Here is a 16,748-nt window from a genome sequence, read left to right on the forward strand (position 1 = left end):
TCGCGAATGCGGTGGCTCAGTCGCACTGATGGCGACTGACACACCTTCGCGAGCAGGCTCGCTCCCACAGGGGAGATGTTTACTACTTGGGGTCGGGTTTCGCCAGCAGGGTATAAACGCACGGCAACACGAACAGCGTAAACAACGTGCCGATCGACATCCCCGTCGCAATCACCATGCCGATATCAAAGCGGCTGACCGCCCCCGCGCCCGTAGCGAGAATCAGCGGCACCATGCCGAACACCATCGCCGCCGTGGTCATCAATACCGGGCGCAAGCGAATCGCCGCGGCTTCTTCTACCGCTTCGCGCGCGGTAAGGCCTTTGTCCTTGCGCAACTGGTTGGCGAACTCGACGATCAGGATGCCGTGTTTGCTGATCAGGCCGATCAGCGTCACCAGCCCGACCTGGGTGTAGATGTTCATGCTTGACCAGCCGAGGAACAGCGGGATCAGCGCCCCGCAGATCGACAGCGGCACCGTTACCAGAATCACCAACGGATCGCGGAAGCTTTCGAACTGCGCCGCCAGCACCAGAAAGATGATCGCCAGCGCCAAGGCGAAGGTGACCCACAAGGCGCTGCCTTCCTGAACGAACTGGCGCGAGGCGCCGCCATAGTCAAAGGCGAACCCGGCGGGTGCTTCCTCGCGCGCGATCTGCAACACGGTGTCGATGGCTTCACCCATGCTCACCAGCGGGAAACCGGAAATCTTCGCCGCATTGAGTTGCTGGAACTGGTTGAGCTGACGTGGCCGCGCGCGGTCGCTCACCTTGATCAGGGTCGACAGCGGCAACAGTTCGCCCTGGGTGTTTTTCACGTAGTAATTGTTGAGCCAGTCCGGGTTGTCGCGGTAGGGCCGTTCGACCTGCGCGATCACTTTGTAACTGCGGCCCTCGATGGTGAAACGGTTGATTTCCGCTTCGCCTAGCAACGTTGCCAGCGTGCCGCCGAGGTCCTGCATCGACACGCCCATCTGCGCCGCCTTGGCGCGGTCGATATCGACCACCACTTCCGGCTTGTCGAAGGCCAGATCGAGATCGACAAAGGCGAACTTGCCCGACTCCATCGCACGTTTCTTGATCCGGTCGGCGACTTGCAGCAGCAGCTCGTAATCATTGGCGGTGTTGACCACGAATTCGAACGGCAACCCTTCGCCGGTGCCGGGCAGGGAGGGCAGGTTGAAACCGAAGATCTGCAAACCCGGAATGCTTTCGAGTTTGCCTTGCACCTCCGGCAGGATTTCCATTTGCGTGCGGCTGCGCTCGTTCCACGGCTTGAGCAGGAAACCGCCGATACCCGCCTGCACACCGTTGTAGCCGTTGATCTGGAACGAGGAGTAGTACTCGGGGAATTCCTTGAAGATCGTGATGAATTCGTCAGTGTAGGTGCTCAGGTAATCGAGGTTGGTCGGCTGCGGCGCGCTGGCCATCATGAAAATGATGCCCTGGTCCTCATCCGGGGCCAGTTCCGACTTGGTGAACTTCAGGAACACCGGAATCAGGCACAGCACGATCACGGCAAATACCAGCACCACTGGCCGCGTGTTCAGCGTGCCATGCAGCATGCTCTGATAGCGACGTTTGAGCCTGTCAAAGACCCGGTCGAGACGATGGGCCAGGCCGCTGGGGTTCTGGTCATGCCGCAGCAGGAACGCGCACATCATCGGTGACAGGGTCAGGGCCACGACGCCCGAGATCACCACCGCACCGGCCAGAGTCAGGGCGAACTCCTTGAACAGCGCGCCGGTCAGCCCGGTGAGAAAGCCAATCGGTGCATACACCGCCGCCAGGGTGATGGTCATCGACACCACCGGCATGGCGATTTCGCGGGCGCCCTCCAGTGCGGCATCGAACGGTGTCTTGCCTTCCTCGATGTGTCGATGGATGTTTTCCACCACGACAATCGCATCGTCCACCACCAGGCCGATGGCGAGGACCATCGCCAGCAGTGTCAGCAGGTTCATCGAATAACCCATCATCTGCATGAAGAACATCACGCCGATCATCGACAGCGGAATGGTCACCACCGGGATCACCACCGAGCGCAGCGCACCGAGGAACAGGAACACCACGACGATGACGATCAGCACCGCCTCGAACAGGGTTTTCACCACTTCGTCGATCGAGGCCTGAATGAACAGCGTGGCGTCGTAGGCGATTTCGCTTTTCAGGTTCGGCGGCAGCTGTGCTTCGAGTTCCGGCATCAGCTTGCGCACTTCCTTGATCACGTCCAGCGGGTTCGCGCCCGGTGTGGCCTTGATGCCGATGTACACCGATGGCGTGCCGCCGAACGAGCTGATCGAGTCGTAGTTTTCCGCGCCCATCTCCACCCGTGCGACATCACTGAGCAGCACGCGGCTGTCGCCGTCGACCTTGAGCGGAATCGCCGCAAAGGCTTCGGCGGACTTCAGCTCGGTGTTGGCGTTGATGCTGGTCACTGTGTACTCGCCTTTCACTTCGCCGGCGGCGGAGAGAAAGTTGTACTGGCGCACCGCGTTGGTCACGTCAGCGGCGCTGAGACCGAAACCGGCGAGTTTCACCGGGTCGAGCCACAGGCGCATGGCGAACACCTGGTTGCCAAGAATCTCTGCTTCAGCCATGCCCGGCAGGGTTGCCAGTTTTGGCTGGATCACCCGTGACAGGTAATCGGTGATCTGCGGATTGCTCAGGTCCTTGCTGAAGAAGCTGATGTACATCAGCACCGAGGCATCGGCGGATTCCTTGCTCAGCACCGGGTCTTCAGCGTCCTGCGGCAGCTTGTTTTTCACCTCGTTGGCCTTGGCCAGCAACTCGGTGAACAGGCGGTCGGTGTTGGCGCCGATCCGCGCATAGATGGAAATCACCGAGAAGTTCTGCCGACTGACCGAGGTCATATAGTCGATACCCTCGGCACTCGCCAGACTTTGCTGCATCGGCTGGGTGATGTAGCCCTGAATGGTTTCGGCATTGGCCCCGGGGTAGGCGGTGGTCACCGTGATCAGCGCGTTTTCCATTTGCGGGTACTGGCGCAGCGGCAACTTGCTCCAGGCCTGGAAGCCGAGCAGCACAATCAACAGGCTGACCACGGTGGCGAGCACCGGGCGGCGGATGAACGGGTCGGTAAAAGCCATGGGGATTCCTTGATCAGTCGGCGCGAGGCGGACTGTTCTGCTCGCCGAGGGTCTTGTCGTCGCTGATGGCGATATGTGCGCCGTTGTCCAGTTTGATCTGGCCGGCCGTCACCACTTGTTCGCCGCTCTGCACGCCCTTGTTGATCATCACCAGGCCATCGCGGCGCTCACCGGTTTCGATGAAACGGCGTTCGGCGATCAGCACCGGCTGGCCTTTTTCGTCTTTTTCGACGCTGCCGTCCTCGGCTTTCTTCTGCCCGACCACATACACCGAGTTGCCGTAGAGGGTGTAGGTGATCGCGCTCTCCGGCACCACGATGTGTTTCTGTGGCTCCGGCAGCAGCACGTCGAGGCTGGCGAACATGCCCGGCAGCAGCTTGCCATCGGGATTGGCCAGGGTCGCGCGGACCAGAATGTTGCGCGTGGAGCTTTCGACGATCGGGTTGATCGCGCTGATCTTGCCGGCGAAGTTCTGCTTCGGATACGCAGCGACGGCGATCTGTACCGGTTGACCGATGGCCAGTTTCGGCACCGATTGTTCAGGCAGGTAGAAGTCGGCGTAGAGGCTGCTCAGATCCTGCAATGTAGCGATTCTGGTGCCGCTGGCGAGGTAGTCGCCGACGTCGACCTGACGGATGCCGATGGTGCCGCTGAACGGCGCGAGAATGCGTTTTTTCGCCAGCGAAGCGTTGAGTTGATTGACCGTGGCCTTGTTCTTTTGCAGCACGGCGGAGAGCCGGTCGTACTCGCCTTTGGAGATGGCGCGGCTGTCGACCAGTTGGCTGCCGCGGCCGAAGTCGAGTTGTGCCAGGCCGAGATCGGCCTTGGCGGTTTCCAGCAGCGCAGTTTCCACGGCGCTGTCGAGTTGCAGCAGCGGCTGCCCGGCCTTGACCTTCTGCCCCGATTCGAACTTGAGTTCGGTCACCGTGCCGGCGACTTCCAGGCTCAGCTCGACACCTTGCAGCGCCTTGAGCGTGCCGACCGTCGGCAGGCGCATCTGCCACGGCTGTTCGCTGGCCCTGGCCACGGCGACGCTGATCGGCGGTTTCGGTTTGGAAAAGCCCTGGATCATCGTGTAGATCGAAAAGGCTTTGTAGCCGCCCAGTACCAGGACGATCAGCAAAACAACACCCAACATGATCAGCATGCGGCGACGCAGCATATTTCCAGTTCCTTGGATAAATCAGGTGAGACAGGCGGGCACATTACTCCGAGTACAAGGGGTATTCCAACTGGCAGTTATTACAGGTGATGAAAAGGGCGAGCGCCATGAAATGACGCTCGCCCTTGAGGTACTACCGGCCATTGCCGCGCGCGGCTTATGCCATCAGGTGCAGATGGTTGTCCCAGAGCCCTGCGGGCAATTCCAGCGGCTTGGCCAATAGTTCGGCCTGACGGCAATCGTAATAACGGCAACGCCCTTGCCCTGAGGTCACGACAAAACCGTCCTGCACCGCACCGACACCGGCGCAATCGGGTAACGGCGCGTCGAGGCGCACTTCGCCGCTGTCCAGGTCCCAGATGAAGAAGCGGTTGCCGCGCGGCGCGGTCAGCGCGACCAGGCGTAACTCGCTGTGTACCGCGACGCTGGCGGTGTAATGTCCCATCGCCTGCAACTGATGCTCGGGCACCGGAAACGCCACGAACGACTGCCCCGGTCGCTTGATCGCCAACAGCTCCGAGCGCTCATGGGAGGGGCCCATGAATTGCTGACCGGCGACGATGGTACCGTCACTGGCGATGCCCAGGTGACGTACGCTGTTCATCTGCTGGGCGAGGGTTTCCTTGCTCAGCAAAGTACCGTCGCGCTGCATCAGCACCAGGCTCGGCTCCATGGCGTTGAGGTTCATGTCGACGCGGCTTTCCGCTTCGGTACGAATCCCGCCGTTGGCCACTACCAGCGTCTCGCCGTCGGGCATCCATGACACCTGATGCGGGCCGAGGCCATGCGTGGAAATCTCGCCGCTGTGCACCAGCCGCGCGCCTTCGAACTTGTACACACCGAGCAAGCCGCGACCGGGATCGCTCGTGTCGTTTTCGGTGGCGTACAGGTATTCGCCGTCCTTGTGCACCACGGCATGCCCGTAGAAATGCCGGTTCGGCTGTGACGTCACGGTTTGCAGCAAGGTCCCGTCGCGCAGGTCGATCAGGTAACTTTCGGTGCCCGGACGCCGGGCCACGAACAACGCGATCGGCTGCGTCGGGTGGTTGATGATGTCGTGGCAGCGCTGGCCGACCTGCGTGGCGAACACCCGCGTACCGTCGAGCCGATAACCGACGGCGTAATGCTTGCCGTCGGTGTCGTCGCGCGCCGACAACAGCAGCGGGCTCTGATCCTTGCGTTTGAACAGCGTCCAGCCGCCCAGCGTCACTGCTCCCAGCAGCACACTACCTAAAGTCAGAGCCTGGCGTCGCAGCATGGCACTTGCCCTCATCAGTCACCGTCGTTGGCGTTGAAGCCCAGTTGAATGCCCAGCGCCTTGGCCAGCTCGCCTTCGTGCAGGCGATGGACGACGTTGAGGCTGTCGTAGATATCGTTCAATTGCTGGCGACCGGCGTCATCTTCAAGCATTTCGCCGAGCGAGCGCTGGGTGCTGTCGAACAGTTTCAGCGAGGCAGCATAGGCGGCGTCGATCTTGTCGGCCAACGGCTTCTGCTCGTCGGGCAACAGACCGCGCAGGCCTTTGTTGTCGACGCCTTCCCAGACGGTTTTGGCCGCTGCGAGGCTGGCTTCCAGTGCGGTCAGCGACGACTGGCTGCGCCACGCATCAGCCTGGAACGGCTGTGGCACGCCCTTGCTCTGGCGGCCCATTGGCGTGCCGAGCTTTTTCTTCAGGGTGTCCAGTGCGGTGACCTGCACGCGCAGCAGATCGGCGATCGCTTCGTGGGAGTCGGCGTAGCGCTGGTTGGGGAACTTGCTCATCTGCGCAAGCATGCCGTCGGTGGTGTTCCAGCTCTGCAGAATCTCTTCGGCCAGTTGCTTCTGGCGTTCGCCGATAGCGATCAGCAGCGGGCAGTATTTGGCTTTCTGCTCGGCATTGGCGACATCAGGCTTGGCATCGAAGAGGATGTATTCGTAGGCCGACAGGCCTTGAACCACCACACTCGATTTGGCCAGTGCCGCGGCGTCGATCTGCGGCTGGGCAACGACCAGTTGCTCGACCTGACGGCCCACGAGGTTCTTCTTGTCCGGCCAGAACTGCACCTGCCACGAACGATTGCCCTCGGCCAGCGGGCCGATCAGAAGCGGTTGCAGTTCAGCCCAGGCCTTTTGCGCGTGAAGGAAATCGGCGCGCGCGGTTTCCAGGGTTTCCTTGCCCTGGCAGTAGGCGAGGGCGCTGACCGCCAGTTGCTTGTCAGCTTCGACCCAGCGCGTGTAGGTCGGCAGGATCACCGATTTGGCAATGGCTGCCGACGTGACCGCTTGCGGGTCCTGCGGTGAGCAGGCGCCGAGGGCGAGCGCGGCGAGGCTGGTGAACAGTAGCTTGGGACGGAACATGTCGGGCTCCCGATTCTTTTTCAGTATTTAAAGTGAGTTCAAAAATGCCAGCAACGCAGCACGTTGCTCGGCATTGAAAGACAAAACCTGTTGCTGCGCGGCTTGCGCTTCGCCGCCGTGCCAGAGCACGGCTTCAAGCAGATTGCGCGCGCGACCGTCATGCAAAAACTGGGTGTGGCCGCTGACCGCTTGCGTCAGGCCAATGCCCCACAACGGCGGGGTGCGCCAGTCGCGGCCGGAAGCCTGGAATTCGCTGCGATTGTCCGCCAGACCGTCGCCCATGTCGTGCAGCAGCAGATCGCTGTACGGGCGAATCACCTGATTGGCCAGTTCCGGTTCGGCGGCGTTGGCGGCGGTGGTGTATTTCGGCGTATGGCACGACTGGCAACCCGCTTGGAAAAACAGATTCTTGCCCGCCAGCACCTCGGCATCGTTGACGCCGCGTCGCGCCGGCACCGCGAGGTTGCGGCTGTAGAACAGCACCAGCCGCAGAATGTTATCGCTGACTTCCGGTTCGCCGTTCGGCCCGTTGCCGTTCGGTGCCTGCTTGCAGGCGGTTTGCGCGTCGGAGCAGTCATCGAAGGGACGCAGGCTGGTGGTCAGGCCCATGTCACCCGAAAACGCGTGAACATTTTGTTGATTGAGGTTCGGTTGCCCGGCTTTCCAGCCGAAACGGCCGATCACGGTTTTCTGCAGTTCATCGTCCCAGACCCAGTTCGGCCGGCCGTTGATGCCCTGGTTGTCTTTGGCTTGCGCGGCGGCGTTGGCGAGAATTGCCTCTTCCGGGACCGCTTCCAGCAGACCCAGTCCGATCATCGGCGGCGCCACTCGCACAGAGAACCGCGTGTCGGGGTGCATCGGCCCGTAGCCCAGTTGCGTGATCTGCAGGACCGGTTTGCGCAGTTCAACCTCGGTGCCATCCGCGAACCGTACCGGCACCGGCGTGTAGTCGACGCGCACCTTGCCTTCCGGGGCGACACCTGGCACGGCCATGTCCTGGAGCTGGCCGCCGTAGACCGGTTCTGGCACCACGCCAAGCTGTTCGATGACTTTGGCGTATTGCGGCGCATCGGCAATCGACAGCCTGACCAGCATCGACACGGCATTGGTTGCGTCCGGCGCCGGTGGATGGCCGCGACCGTCCTTGATGTGGCAGTTCTGGCAGGCGTTGGTATTGAACAACGGGCCGAGGCCGTCGCGCGCGGTGGTGGTCGACGGCGCGATCACCCACGGGCTGCGAAAGAAGCTGTTGCCGACGCTGAAATCCACCCGGCGCGACGGCGGCAGGTTGGCCGACGGCAGGGAAAACGCGTTCTGATCACTCTTGCGCACCGTCGCCGCGCCACCCGAACGCGCCTCACCGGGCTCGGCCTTGGTGAAACGCGGGGCGTCATCGCAGGCACTCAGGCCCAGGGCCAGCAACAGTGCGGACAAGCGAAGAGGCAGCGAGGGCATCAGACATCCTGCAGACGGGCGAAAACAAAGGCGCAAAGTCTAACAGGGCCGGGGAGTTTGAATAAGAGGAATTATCGTTTGCTTGATTTGCGGCAGAGTTTCACTTGAGGCCGTGCGGCCCCTATCGCTGGCAAGCCAGCTCCCACAGGTTTTGCAGTGTTTGCAAAATCTGTGTACGCCAACCGATCCCTGTGGGAGCTGGCTTGCCAGCGATGGGGCCATCAGCATCAACACAAAAGGCAGAGATGAAAAAGGCGACCCGAAGGTCGCCTTTTTTGCAGCGGACGCTGTGATCAGAACTCGTGATCGGCGTTGTCCGGGTTCAGGTCGCTGATGCCCAGTTTGCCGGCAGCGGCTTCGATCGAGCCGGTCTGCTTGACCAGCGCGGCGATCGCGTCACGGACGATCTGGTTGCCCGCGGTATTGCCGGCCGCGATCAACTGGTCGTAGTGCTCACCCTTGTTGGCGTGATCGACCATGACCTGGATTTTGGCTTCGGTGGCGGCCAGATCGGCTTTCAGTGCGGTGTCGGCAGCCGGATCAGCCTTGGCCACCAGCGACGACAGGCTGGCGCCGGTCATCTTGGTGCCGTCGACGCGGGTGTACTCGCCCAGGTAAACGTTACGTACGCCTTTGGCATCGTAGAAATGCGAGTAGTGGGTGTTGTCGCTGAAGCAATCCTGCTCGTCTTCCGGGGAGTTGGCTTCCAGGGAAACCTTCATGCGCTCGCCGGCCAGTTCGCCGAGGGACAGGCTGCCCATGCCGAACAACATTTTGCGCAGCCCCGATTCACCCGGCTCGGCTTCCAGCGTGGCGCGGTAGTTGTCGGCCACGTTCGGCTTCCAGTTGCCGACCATTTCTTCCAGGTCGCTGACCAGCAGCTCGGTCACGGCTTTCAGGTAGGCACGGCGACGGTCGTTGTGACCGCCGGTGGCGCCGGCGCCTTCCAGGTAGTCCGAAGCCGGACGGTTGCCAGCACCCGGGCCGGTGCCGTTGAGGTCCTGGCCCCACAGCAGGAATTCGATGGCGTGATAGCCGGTGGCGACGTTGGCCTCGGAACCGCCCAGCTCGTTGAGGCTGGCGAGTTTTTCGGCGGTGATGTCCTTGACGTCGACCTTGTCTTCGCCGACCTGAACTTCGGTGTTGGCGATGATGTTGGCGGTGGCGCCCGGGTTGCCCAGCGCGTGCTCGTAGGATTTGTCGACGTAGTCGATCAGACCTTCGTCCAGCGGCCAGGCGTTAACCTGACCTTCCCAATCGTCGATGATGGTGTTGCCGAAGCGGAACACTTCACTTTGCAGGTACGGAACGCGCGCGGCGACCCAGGCAGCCTTGGCGGCTTTCAGGGTGTCGGCGTTCGGCTTGGCGAGGAACGCGTCGACCGCGCTCTGCAAGGTTTTCGCGGTGGATTCGGCATCGCTGTAGACGGCGAAGACCATGTCGGCGTAGTGCGCGACCACGGCCTTGGCGGCAGCATCGTCGACTTTACCGGCAGCAGGCGCAGGCGTAGCGGCAGGGGCTGGAGCAGCGCTGCTGGAAGCCGGCGTCATTTCGGAGGCTTTTTCTTTGTCCTTGCCTTCGCCGCAACCGGCGAGGGAAATAGCGATGGCCAGCAGACTGGCGGTAGCCAGAGGCATACGAATCATGGCGAACATCCTGCTTCGGTAGTTGAGTGGACTGGCGCCGGAGGCGCGCAAAACTGCGACATAATGCAAATCTTTCGCATTATGTGTAAAGGGTTGTGGCTGGAAATATTTCTTATTTACAACATGGGTGCGCTGGATCAAGCGCACCAGCCTGCGTGGCAGGAGGCGCCGCGTTCACGGCGTTTTAGAGAATGGCGGCGTTGCTGCGTTGCGCCTGCTTGAGGTAAGCGCTCAACTCACGGGCTGGCAGCGGTTTGCTGTAGTGATAACCCTGACCCTCGTGGCAGCCTTCGGAGATGATGTAGGTCTCCTGCTCGGCGGTCTCCACGCCCTCGGCAATCACCTGCATGCCGAGGCTCTTGCCCAACTGGATGATCGCGCGAACGATGGTCGCATCGTCGTCGTCATCGAGCAGATCCTGGACGAAGCTCTTGTCGATCTTGATCTTGTCCAGCGGCAGGCTTTTCAGATAGCTCAGCGATGAATAACCGGTGCCGAAATCGTCGATGGCGATCAACGCTCCGGAGCGGCGCAAGCTCAGCAGGTGCTGGGCAGCGGTGCTGATGTCTTCCATCAGGCCGGTTTCGGTGACTTCCAGTTCCAGACTGCGCGGCGGCAAGCGGTACATTTGCAGCAGATTGTTGACCACCCGCGGCAGCTCGGCGTGGTGCAACTGCACTGTCGACAGATTGACCGCCATGCGCAGATCGGCAAAACCCTGATCGTGCCATTCGCGCAACTGCTTGCAGGCCTGATCCAGCACCCACTCGCCAATGGCGATGATCGTACCGTTCTGCTCGGCCAGCGGAATGAACAGGTCCGGCGGCACCAGACCGTGCTCGGGATGCTGCCAGCGAATCAACGCTTCGACACCGACCACGCGGTGATCGCGATAGCTGATCTGCGGCTGATAGACGAGGTAGAACTGATCGCGGATCAGCGCATCGCGCAAATCTTTTTCCAGCTCGCGGCGGCGACGCATCTCGCTGTCGACACTGGCGATGTAGAACTGATAGCGGTTGCGTGAGCGAGTCTTGGCCAGGGTCATGGTCTGCTCGGCTTTCTGCAACAGCTTCTCGGTGCTGTCGCCATCCTCCGGAAACAGAGTGATGCCGATGGTCGCGCGCAGGCGGATCTCCTGATGATCAAGGGCGAATGGCGCCTCCAGATCGTCGAGGATGCTTTGCGCCAGCTCCGCCGCTTCGTAGGGCTGTTCGATATCGGCCTGGACCAGCGCGAACTGATCGCCGCCAAGACGGGCGAGGGCGCCGAGGCGACCGCTGTGGGCGCGCAAGCGGTCGGCCAGGGCCAGCAGCAGCTGGTCGCCGGTCTGGTAGCTGAACTGCTCGTTGATGCCTTTGAAGTCATCCAGTCCAACACACAGCACGGCGACCCGGCGTTGCAGCTTGCCGGCGTCGATCAGAATCTTGTCGAGCTGCTGCTGCAATTGCTGGCGATTCGGCAGGCCGGTAAGGAAATCGTACTGAGCCATGCGCAGCAGGCTGTTTTCCGCTTCGTGACGCAGGTGGGTGTTGCGTTCGATTGATTCCAGCAACTGGTTGGCGGTGTTGATCCAGATGCCCAGCTCGTTTTTCTCGTGACCTTTGAGCAGCGGGATTTTGTGTTCGCTGGGGCGATCCGGGTTGATCTCGGTGAGGTGCTCGATGATTCGCGACAGCGGCTTGGTCAGCAGCCAGTGATAGACCAGGTACAGCACCAGGCCCATGGCCAGCGCCCGCAGGACTCCGGAAATGAAGATGATCACCGAACTGACGATAAACCCTTCGCCGTAGGTGGCGGTGTCGAGGGTAATGCTCAGGTCGCCGTAATACTCGCTGTACGGCCCGCGCCCCACCAGTTGGGTGGTGAAGGTGCGTTCCTGCCCGAGGATCAGGTCGGTCAGCCAGCGGCTGCTGGAATGCTGCAGCTCGCGGGATTTCTGCGCGAGCATGGCTTCGTTGGGGTGGCCGATGGACGCCTGACGCACGGCGTCGTCCTGGAACAGGCCTTCGATCACCTGCATGCCCATTTCCCGGTCCAGGCTGTACACGGCCTGAGTCGACGGGTCGCGGAACATGTCGAGGATGCGCTCGGCGTCGCCGGCCACCGCCTGACGGGTCTTGTAGGCATCGAAGACGATCTGCGCACAGCTCAAGACCACACCGACGATCAATGCCGACAGGAGCACGACCCGGAGCAACTTCACCGACAAGCTGTTCTTGAGTTCCAGCTTCAAAGGGGTATTCCTTGTTCCGTGCGGGTAGCGTCAAGTTGCCATGAGTATTGGCAATCCCGGGGTGGCAGTCAAAGGGACAATCGAGGCCAGGGAGATTCACCCGTGCCTCGGCCAGAATGCTGCCATTTGGAGTATTAGCTCTGAATTAACTGTGTCGGTAGTGGCTGCCCTCAACTTGAGCTTGCGCACGATATTTTTTGCGCTGTGCAAGAGTAGCCGCCCGTGGGCTGCCGACCAACGGCGCAAAGCTGCTTTGAGTGTGAGAAAAGCGCTATGGGCGGGCATAAAAAAACCCGGCAATAGCCGGGTTTCTTGTCTGGCGCGCAGCTTAAGCGGTGAAGGTTTTGCCTTCGAACTGCTCGGCCACGAACTTCCAGTTGACCAGGTTCCAGAACGCTTCTACGTACTTTGGACGCACGTTGCGGTAGTCAATGTAGTAAGCGTGTTCCCAGACGTCGCAGGTCAGCAGCGGGGTGTCGCCGCTGGTGATCGGGTTGCCGGCGCCGATGGTGCTGGCCAGGGCCAGGGAACCGTCAGCCTTTTTCACCAGCCAGCCCCAGCCGGAACCGAAGGTGCCGATCGAGGTTTTGCTGAACTCTTCCTTGAACTTGTCGAACGAACCGAAGGCTGCGTTGATCGCTTCAGCCAGCGCGCCGGTTGGTTGACCGCCAGCATTTGGCGCCAGGCAGTTCCAGTAGAAAGTGTGGTTCCAGACCTGAGCGGCGTTGTTGAAGATACCGCCCGAGGAAGTCTTGACGATTTCTTCCAGGGTCTTGCCTTCGAACTCGGTGCCTGGCACCAGGTTGTTCAGGTTCACGACATAGGTGTTGTGGTGCTTGTCGTGGTGGTATTCCAGGGTTTCCTTGGAAATGTGCGGCTGCAGGGCATCGTGTGCGTAAGGCAGCGGCGGCAATTCGAAAGCCATGATGATTCTCCTAATCAGGTCTGTTGCGGTGAGCGCAAGGCCGATCACGGGCGGCCAGAAATGCACCGGCGAGTTTTTACTCTTTGCGGCGCAGGGTCTGGATCATAGCACCGGGGTTGCGGCATAACCACGCAACAACTGTGTGGGATAGAGGTTCCAGAGCGTTTTCGAATATTCAGGAAGCCAGGATCAGTTGCCCGGCCACGGTGAACATCATCAGCGCTACCACCAGATCGAGAATCCGCCAGGTACTCGGCCGAGCCAGCCACGGTGCCAGCCATGCCGCGCCCAGTGCCAGGGTGAAAAACCACAGCAGCGAAGCACTTGCCGCACCCACCACATAGGCCCCCGGCACCGATTGCTGGGCGCCGAGCGAGCCGATCAGCAACACCGTGTCCAGATAAACGTGTGGATTAAGCAGCGTCACCGCCAGCGCACTGAGCAATACCGCGCGCAACGAACGCACGGCTTGGTTCGCGCCCTGGTCCAGGCTTTGTTTTGAGCAGGCCCGGCGCAACGCCTGGCTGCCATACCAGATCAGAAACGTCGCGCCGCCCCAACGGGCGATCGCCAGCAGCGTCGGGTTCTGCGCCAGAATCGTCGCCAGCCCGAACACTCCGGCCGCCACCAACAGCGCATCGCAGGCCACGCACAGCGCAGCGACCGGCAAATGATGTTCACGGCGCAGGCTCTGCGCCAATACGAAGGCGTTCTGCGTACCGATCGCCATGATCAGGCCGAGGGCCACCAGCAGGCCGTTCACATAGCTTTGCCACATAACGTTTACTCCGCGTCATAAAGTGCTTGCTGGCTATTTTCCGGTCGGACGCGGTATAAGAAAAACCAATATTGCTGATCGCTCATTAGGAAAACTGATGTTCGACTATAAATTGCTCTCCGCGCTGGCCGCGGTGGTGGAACAGGCTGGCTTCGACCGGGCCGCGCAGGTACTGGGTTTGTCGCAATCGGCGATTTCGCAGCGGATCAAACTGCTCGAAGCGCGCGTCGGTCAGCCGGTGCTGATTCGTGGCACACCGCCGGCGCCGACCGAGATCGGCCGACGCCTGCTCAACCATGTGCAGCAGGTGCGTTTGCTGGAGCGCGACTTGCAAAGCGTCGTCCCGGCGCTGGACGAAGAGGGTCTGCCGGATCGTCTGCGCATCGCGCTGAACGCCGACAGTCTCGCCACCTGGTGGGGTCAAGCGGTGGGCGATTTCTGCGCTGAACAGCAGTTGCTGCTCGACCTGATCGTTGAAGACCAGACGGTCGGCCTCAAGCGCATGCGCGCCGGCGAAGTGGCGGCCTGCCTTTGCGCCAGCGAGCGACCGGTGGCCGGCGCGCGCAGTGTGTTGCTCGGGGCGATGCGTTACCGCGCCTTGGCCAGCCCGGCCTTCATCGAACGGCATTTTCCTCAGGGCGTGCGCGCCGAACAACTGCCGCGCACGCCGGCACTGGTGTTCGGCCCGGACGATTTTCTGCAGCATCGCTATCTCGCATCGCTGGGCGTCGATGGTGGTTTCGAACACCATTTGTGTCCGTCTTCGGAAGGTTTCATTCGCTTGGCCGAGGCCGGAATCGGCTGGGGACTGGTGCCGGAGTTACAGGTGCGCGAACAGTTGCGCAGCGGCGTATTGCGCGAGTTATTGCCAGATAAACCGATCGACGTGCCGTTGTACTGGCATCATTGGCGCAACGGCGGGCAATTGCTCAACCTGCTCACCGAGCAATTACTGCGCTCGTCACCGCAATGGCTAGTGGCTTAGAAGCAGCTACGAGCGTCAAGCTGCAAGCGGCAAGCGCAGCGTTTTAACTTGCAGCTGATGGCTTGTAGCTTGCAGCTGTATTCGTGGAGTTTTTGATGAAGATTTTGGTTACCGGCGCGAGCGGCTTCATTGGCGGGCGCTTTGCGCGTTTCGCCCTGGAGCAGGGCCTTGAGGTGCGCGTCAACGGGCGCCGGGCCGAGAGCGTCGAGCATCTGGTGCGCCGTGGCGCCGAGTTCGTGCCCGGCGATCTGACCGATGCCGAACTGGCCCGCGAGCTGTGCGCGGATGTCGAAGCGGTGGTGCACTGCGCCGGTGCGGTCGGGGTGTGGGGGCGTTATCAGGATTTCCATCAGGGCAACGTCCAGGTCACCGAGAACATCGTCGAGGCTTGCCTCAAGCAGCGCGTGCGACGCTTGGTGCACCTGTCGTCACCGTCGATCTATTTCGATGGCCGCGATCATCTCGGTCTGACCGAAGAACAAGTACCCAAGCGCTTTCGGCATCCGTACGCGGCGACCAAGTACCTGGCCGAGCAGAAGGTCTTTGGCGCCCAGGAGTTCGGACTGGAAACCATCGCGCTGCGCCCGCGCTTTGTCACCGGGGCCGGTGACATGAGCATCTTTCCGCGCCTGCTCAACATGCAGCGCAAGGGCCGTCTGGCGATCGTCGGCAATGGCCTGAACAAGGTCGATTTCACCAGCGTGCACAACCTCAACGAAGCCATGCTCAGCAGTCTGCTGGCGGCGGGCTCGGCGCTGGGCAAGGCCTACAACATCAGCAACGGCGCGCCAGTGCCGCTGTGGGACGTGGTCAATTATGTAATGCGCAACATGGACGTGCCGCAGGTGCGCAAGTATCGCTCCTACGCACTGGCCTACAGCGTTGCCGCGCTCAACGAAGGCGCCTGCAAACTCTGGCCGGGGCGTCCGGAGCCGACGCTGTCGCGGCTGGGCATGCAAGTGATGAACAAAAATTTCACCCTCGACATCAGCCGCGCCCGGCATTATCTGGACTACGATCCGAAAGTCAGCCTGTGGTCGGCCCTCGACGAGTTCTGCGCCTGGTGGAAGGCTCAGGACATTCGCTGAAACCATTCGGTCGGCCGGCAATGAACCGCGCCCCCGGATGGGGGTCAATGCCTGCGGCTGCGGCGGTTATACTTCGCAGCATTTAGCCATCACCGCGTTTCTCAAAGGTTGCCTCAATGTCCATGCGTAACGATGCTCACGACGACGATTTCGATAACGTGCCCAGCCTGCGCGCCGACCCTTTCGATGACGATGACATCCCGACCACCGCGCGCACCTCTGTGCATTCGCGCACGCCGCCGGTGGTCAAGGTCAAGGCAGCCAGCACCGGGCCTTTGTGGGCATTGGTCGGCGCACTGTTCTTTGCCTTTATCGGTCTGGCCTGGTGGAGCTTCCAGCAAATCTCGCTGATGGAGCAGCAACTGGTCGCAACCCAGGAAAGCTTTGCGCGGATCAGCGAAGAAGCGGCCGGGCGCCTGCAGGACATTTCCGGCAAGGTGGTGGCCAGCCAGTCCAACGTGAATAGCGACAGCGAAGCACTGAAGCTGCAAATCAAGCAACTGGAAGGCAAATTGCTTGATCAGAGCAAGCAGCAGCAAGGCGTTGCCGGGCAGGCCAGCGATCTGGACAAGCGTCTGGCGCAGATGACCGCGCAGACCAGCGAACTGCAGAACGCCAACAGCCAGTTGCAGGCACAGGTGAAAACCTTGAGCACGGAATTGGCGACGCTGAAAAGCACACCGGCTGACACCAGCAAGCTCGACGCGGAATTGAAAGCGTTCGATGCGCAATTCAAAAGCCTCGGCGCCGATATCGTGGCGCTGAAGAAACAGGGCAACCCGAGCGCCGCCATCGATCGGCTCGAGCAGGAAATCGTCGTGCTCAAAAGCGAGCAGGACAACCGCCCGACAGCGCCGCAGGGTGGCGGCAACACCGCGGAGTTCGACGCCTTCCGCGCGCAGATGACCCGCAACCTCAACACCCTGCAGGCGCAGATCCAGAACCTGCAACAGCAGATCAACGCGCGACCTTAGCGGTCATCGCTGTGGCGGGGCATCTCTCGCCACAGCGACCGCGTAACGTTCAG

The 16,748-nt window shown here is 61.4% G+C and carries 12 protein-coding genes; 3 read left to right on the top strand and 9 right to left on the bottom strand.

Features of this window, described 5'->3' with window-relative positions; genetic code table 11:
- Positions 1 to 82 precede the first annotated feature (82 nt).
- The 9 genes from M0746_RS03025 to M0746_RS03065 all read right to left on the bottom strand — a co-directional run bounded on the left by M0746_RS03025 (position 83) and on the right by M0746_RS03065 (position 13,648).
- A complete protein-coding gene (locus tag M0746_RS03025; protein WP_258448157.1) occupies positions 83 to 3,109 on the bottom strand; it encodes a multidrug efflux RND transporter permease subunit in 3,027 nt (1,008 codons plus the stop codon).
- Positions 3,110 to 3,122: 13 nt separating this feature from the next.
- Entirely contained in the window at positions 3,123 to 4,271 is a 1,149-nt protein-coding gene (locus tag M0746_RS03030; RefSeq protein ID WP_258448158.1) for an efflux RND transporter periplasmic adaptor subunit, read from the bottom strand.
- A 157-nt stretch (positions 4,272 to 4,428) separates the two neighbouring features.
- The gene (locus tag M0746_RS03035; RefSeq protein ID WP_258448159.1) at positions 4,429 to 5,529 is read right to left on the bottom strand and encodes a DUF1513 domain-containing protein; all 1,101 of its coding nucleotides are present in this window, start codon (positions 5,527 to 5,529) and stop codon (positions 4,429 to 4,431) included.
- 14 nt (positions 5,530 to 5,543) lie between these two features.
- Positions 5,544 to 6,608, bottom strand: coding sequence for an imelysin family protein (locus M0746_RS03040; RefSeq protein ID WP_258448160.1), 1,065 nt, complete (start codon positions 6,606 to 6,608; stop codon positions 5,544 to 5,546).
- A 27-nt stretch (positions 6,609 to 6,635) separates the two neighbouring features.
- Entirely contained in the window at positions 6,636 to 8,063 is a 1,428-nt protein-coding gene (locus M0746_RS03045; RefSeq protein ID WP_258448161.1) for a di-heme oxidoreductase family protein, read from the bottom strand.
- 293 nt (positions 8,064 to 8,356) lie between these two features.
- Positions 8,357 to 9,709, bottom strand: coding sequence for an imelysin family protein (locus M0746_RS03050; RefSeq protein ID WP_208939955.1), 1,353 nt, complete (start codon positions 9,707 to 9,709; stop codon positions 8,357 to 8,359).
- Between the two features lie 184 nt (positions 9,710 to 9,893).
- A complete protein-coding gene (locus M0746_RS03055) occupies positions 9,894 to 11,945 on the bottom strand; it encodes a putative bifunctional diguanylate cyclase/phosphodiesterase (RefSeq protein WP_258448162.1) in 2,052 nt (683 codons plus the stop codon).
- Positions 11,946 to 12,273: 328 nt separating this feature from the next.
- Positions 12,274 to 12,870, bottom strand: coding sequence for a superoxide dismutase (locus M0746_RS03060; protein WP_208939957.1), 597 nt, complete (start codon positions 12,868 to 12,870; stop codon positions 12,274 to 12,276).
- A 175-nt stretch (positions 12,871 to 13,045) separates the two neighbouring features.
- On the bottom strand, positions 13,046 to 13,648 hold the full coding sequence (locus M0746_RS03065) for a LysE/ArgO family amino acid transporter (protein WP_208939958.1): 603 nt from the start codon (positions 13,646 to 13,648) through the stop codon (positions 13,046 to 13,048).
- Positions 13,649 to 13,745: 97 nt separating this feature from the next.
- On the opposite strand from M0746_RS03065, the gene M0746_RS03070 reads away from it, so the two are divergent.
- The 3 genes from M0746_RS03070 to M0746_RS03080 all read left to right on the top strand — a co-directional run bounded on the left by M0746_RS03070 (position 13,746) and on the right by M0746_RS03080 (position 16,695).
- A complete protein-coding gene (locus tag M0746_RS03070) occupies positions 13,746 to 14,633 on the top strand; it encodes a LysR family transcriptional regulator ArgP (RefSeq protein WP_208939959.1) in 888 nt (295 codons plus the stop codon).
- A 95-nt stretch (positions 14,634 to 14,728) separates the two neighbouring features.
- Entirely contained in the window at positions 14,729 to 15,721 is a 993-nt protein-coding gene (locus M0746_RS03075; protein WP_258448163.1) for an NAD-dependent epimerase/dehydratase family protein, read from the top strand.
- A 116-nt stretch (positions 15,722 to 15,837) separates the two neighbouring features.
- The gene (locus tag M0746_RS03080; protein WP_208939961.1) at positions 15,838 to 16,695 is read left to right on the top strand and encodes an ATPase; all 858 of its coding nucleotides are present in this window, start codon (positions 15,838 to 15,840) and stop codon (positions 16,693 to 16,695) included.
- The last annotated feature ends 53 nt before the right edge of the window (positions 16,696 to 16,748 follow it).

This window comes from Pseudomonas sp. S11P7 (genome assembly GCF_023195435.1).
Taxonomy (GTDB): domain Bacteria; phylum Pseudomonadota; class Gammaproteobacteria; order Pseudomonadales; family Pseudomonadaceae; genus Aquipseudomonas; species Aquipseudomonas fluorescens_G.

Excerpts from the sequence above, each read along its gene's own strand:
- M0746_RS03025 (WP_258448157.1), bottom strand. The coding sequence starts at position 3,109 with ATGGCTTTTACCGACCCGTTCATCCGCCGCCCGGTGCTCGCCACCGTG.
- M0746_RS03030 (WP_258448158.1), bottom strand. The coding sequence starts at position 4,271 with ATGCTGCGTCGCCGCATGCTGATCATGTTGGGTGTTGTTTTGCTGATC.
- M0746_RS03035 (WP_258448159.1), bottom strand. The coding sequence starts at position 5,529 with ATGCTGCGACGCCAGGCTCTGACTTTAGGTAGTGTGCTGCTGGGAGCA.
- M0746_RS03040 (WP_258448160.1), bottom strand. The coding sequence starts at position 6,608 with ATGTTCCGTCCCAAGCTACTGTTCACCAGCCTCGCCGCGCTCGCCCTC.
- M0746_RS03045 (WP_258448161.1), bottom strand. The coding sequence starts at position 8,063 with ATGCCCTCGCTGCCTCTTCGCTTGTCCGCACTGTTGCTGGCCCTGGGC.
- M0746_RS03050 (WP_208939955.1), bottom strand. The coding sequence starts at position 9,709 with ATGATTCGTATGCCTCTGGCTACCGCCAGTCTGCTGGCCATCGCTATT.
- M0746_RS03060 (WP_208939957.1), bottom strand. The coding sequence starts at position 12,870 with ATGGCTTTCGAATTGCCGCCGCTGCCTTACGCACACGATGCCCTGCAG.
- M0746_RS03065 (WP_208939958.1), bottom strand. The coding sequence starts at position 13,648 with ATGTGGCAAAGCTATGTGAACGGCCTGCTGGTGGCCCTCGGCCTGATC.
- M0746_RS03070 (WP_208939959.1), top strand. The coding sequence starts at position 13,746 with ATGTTCGACTATAAATTGCTCTCCGCGCTGGCCGCGGTGGTGGAACAG.
- M0746_RS03075 (WP_258448163.1), top strand. The coding sequence starts at position 14,729 with ATGAAGATTTTGGTTACCGGCGCGAGCGGCTTCATTGGCGGGCGCTTT.
- M0746_RS03080 (WP_208939961.1), top strand. The coding sequence starts at position 15,838 with ATGTCCATGCGTAACGATGCTCACGACGACGATTTCGATAACGTGCCC.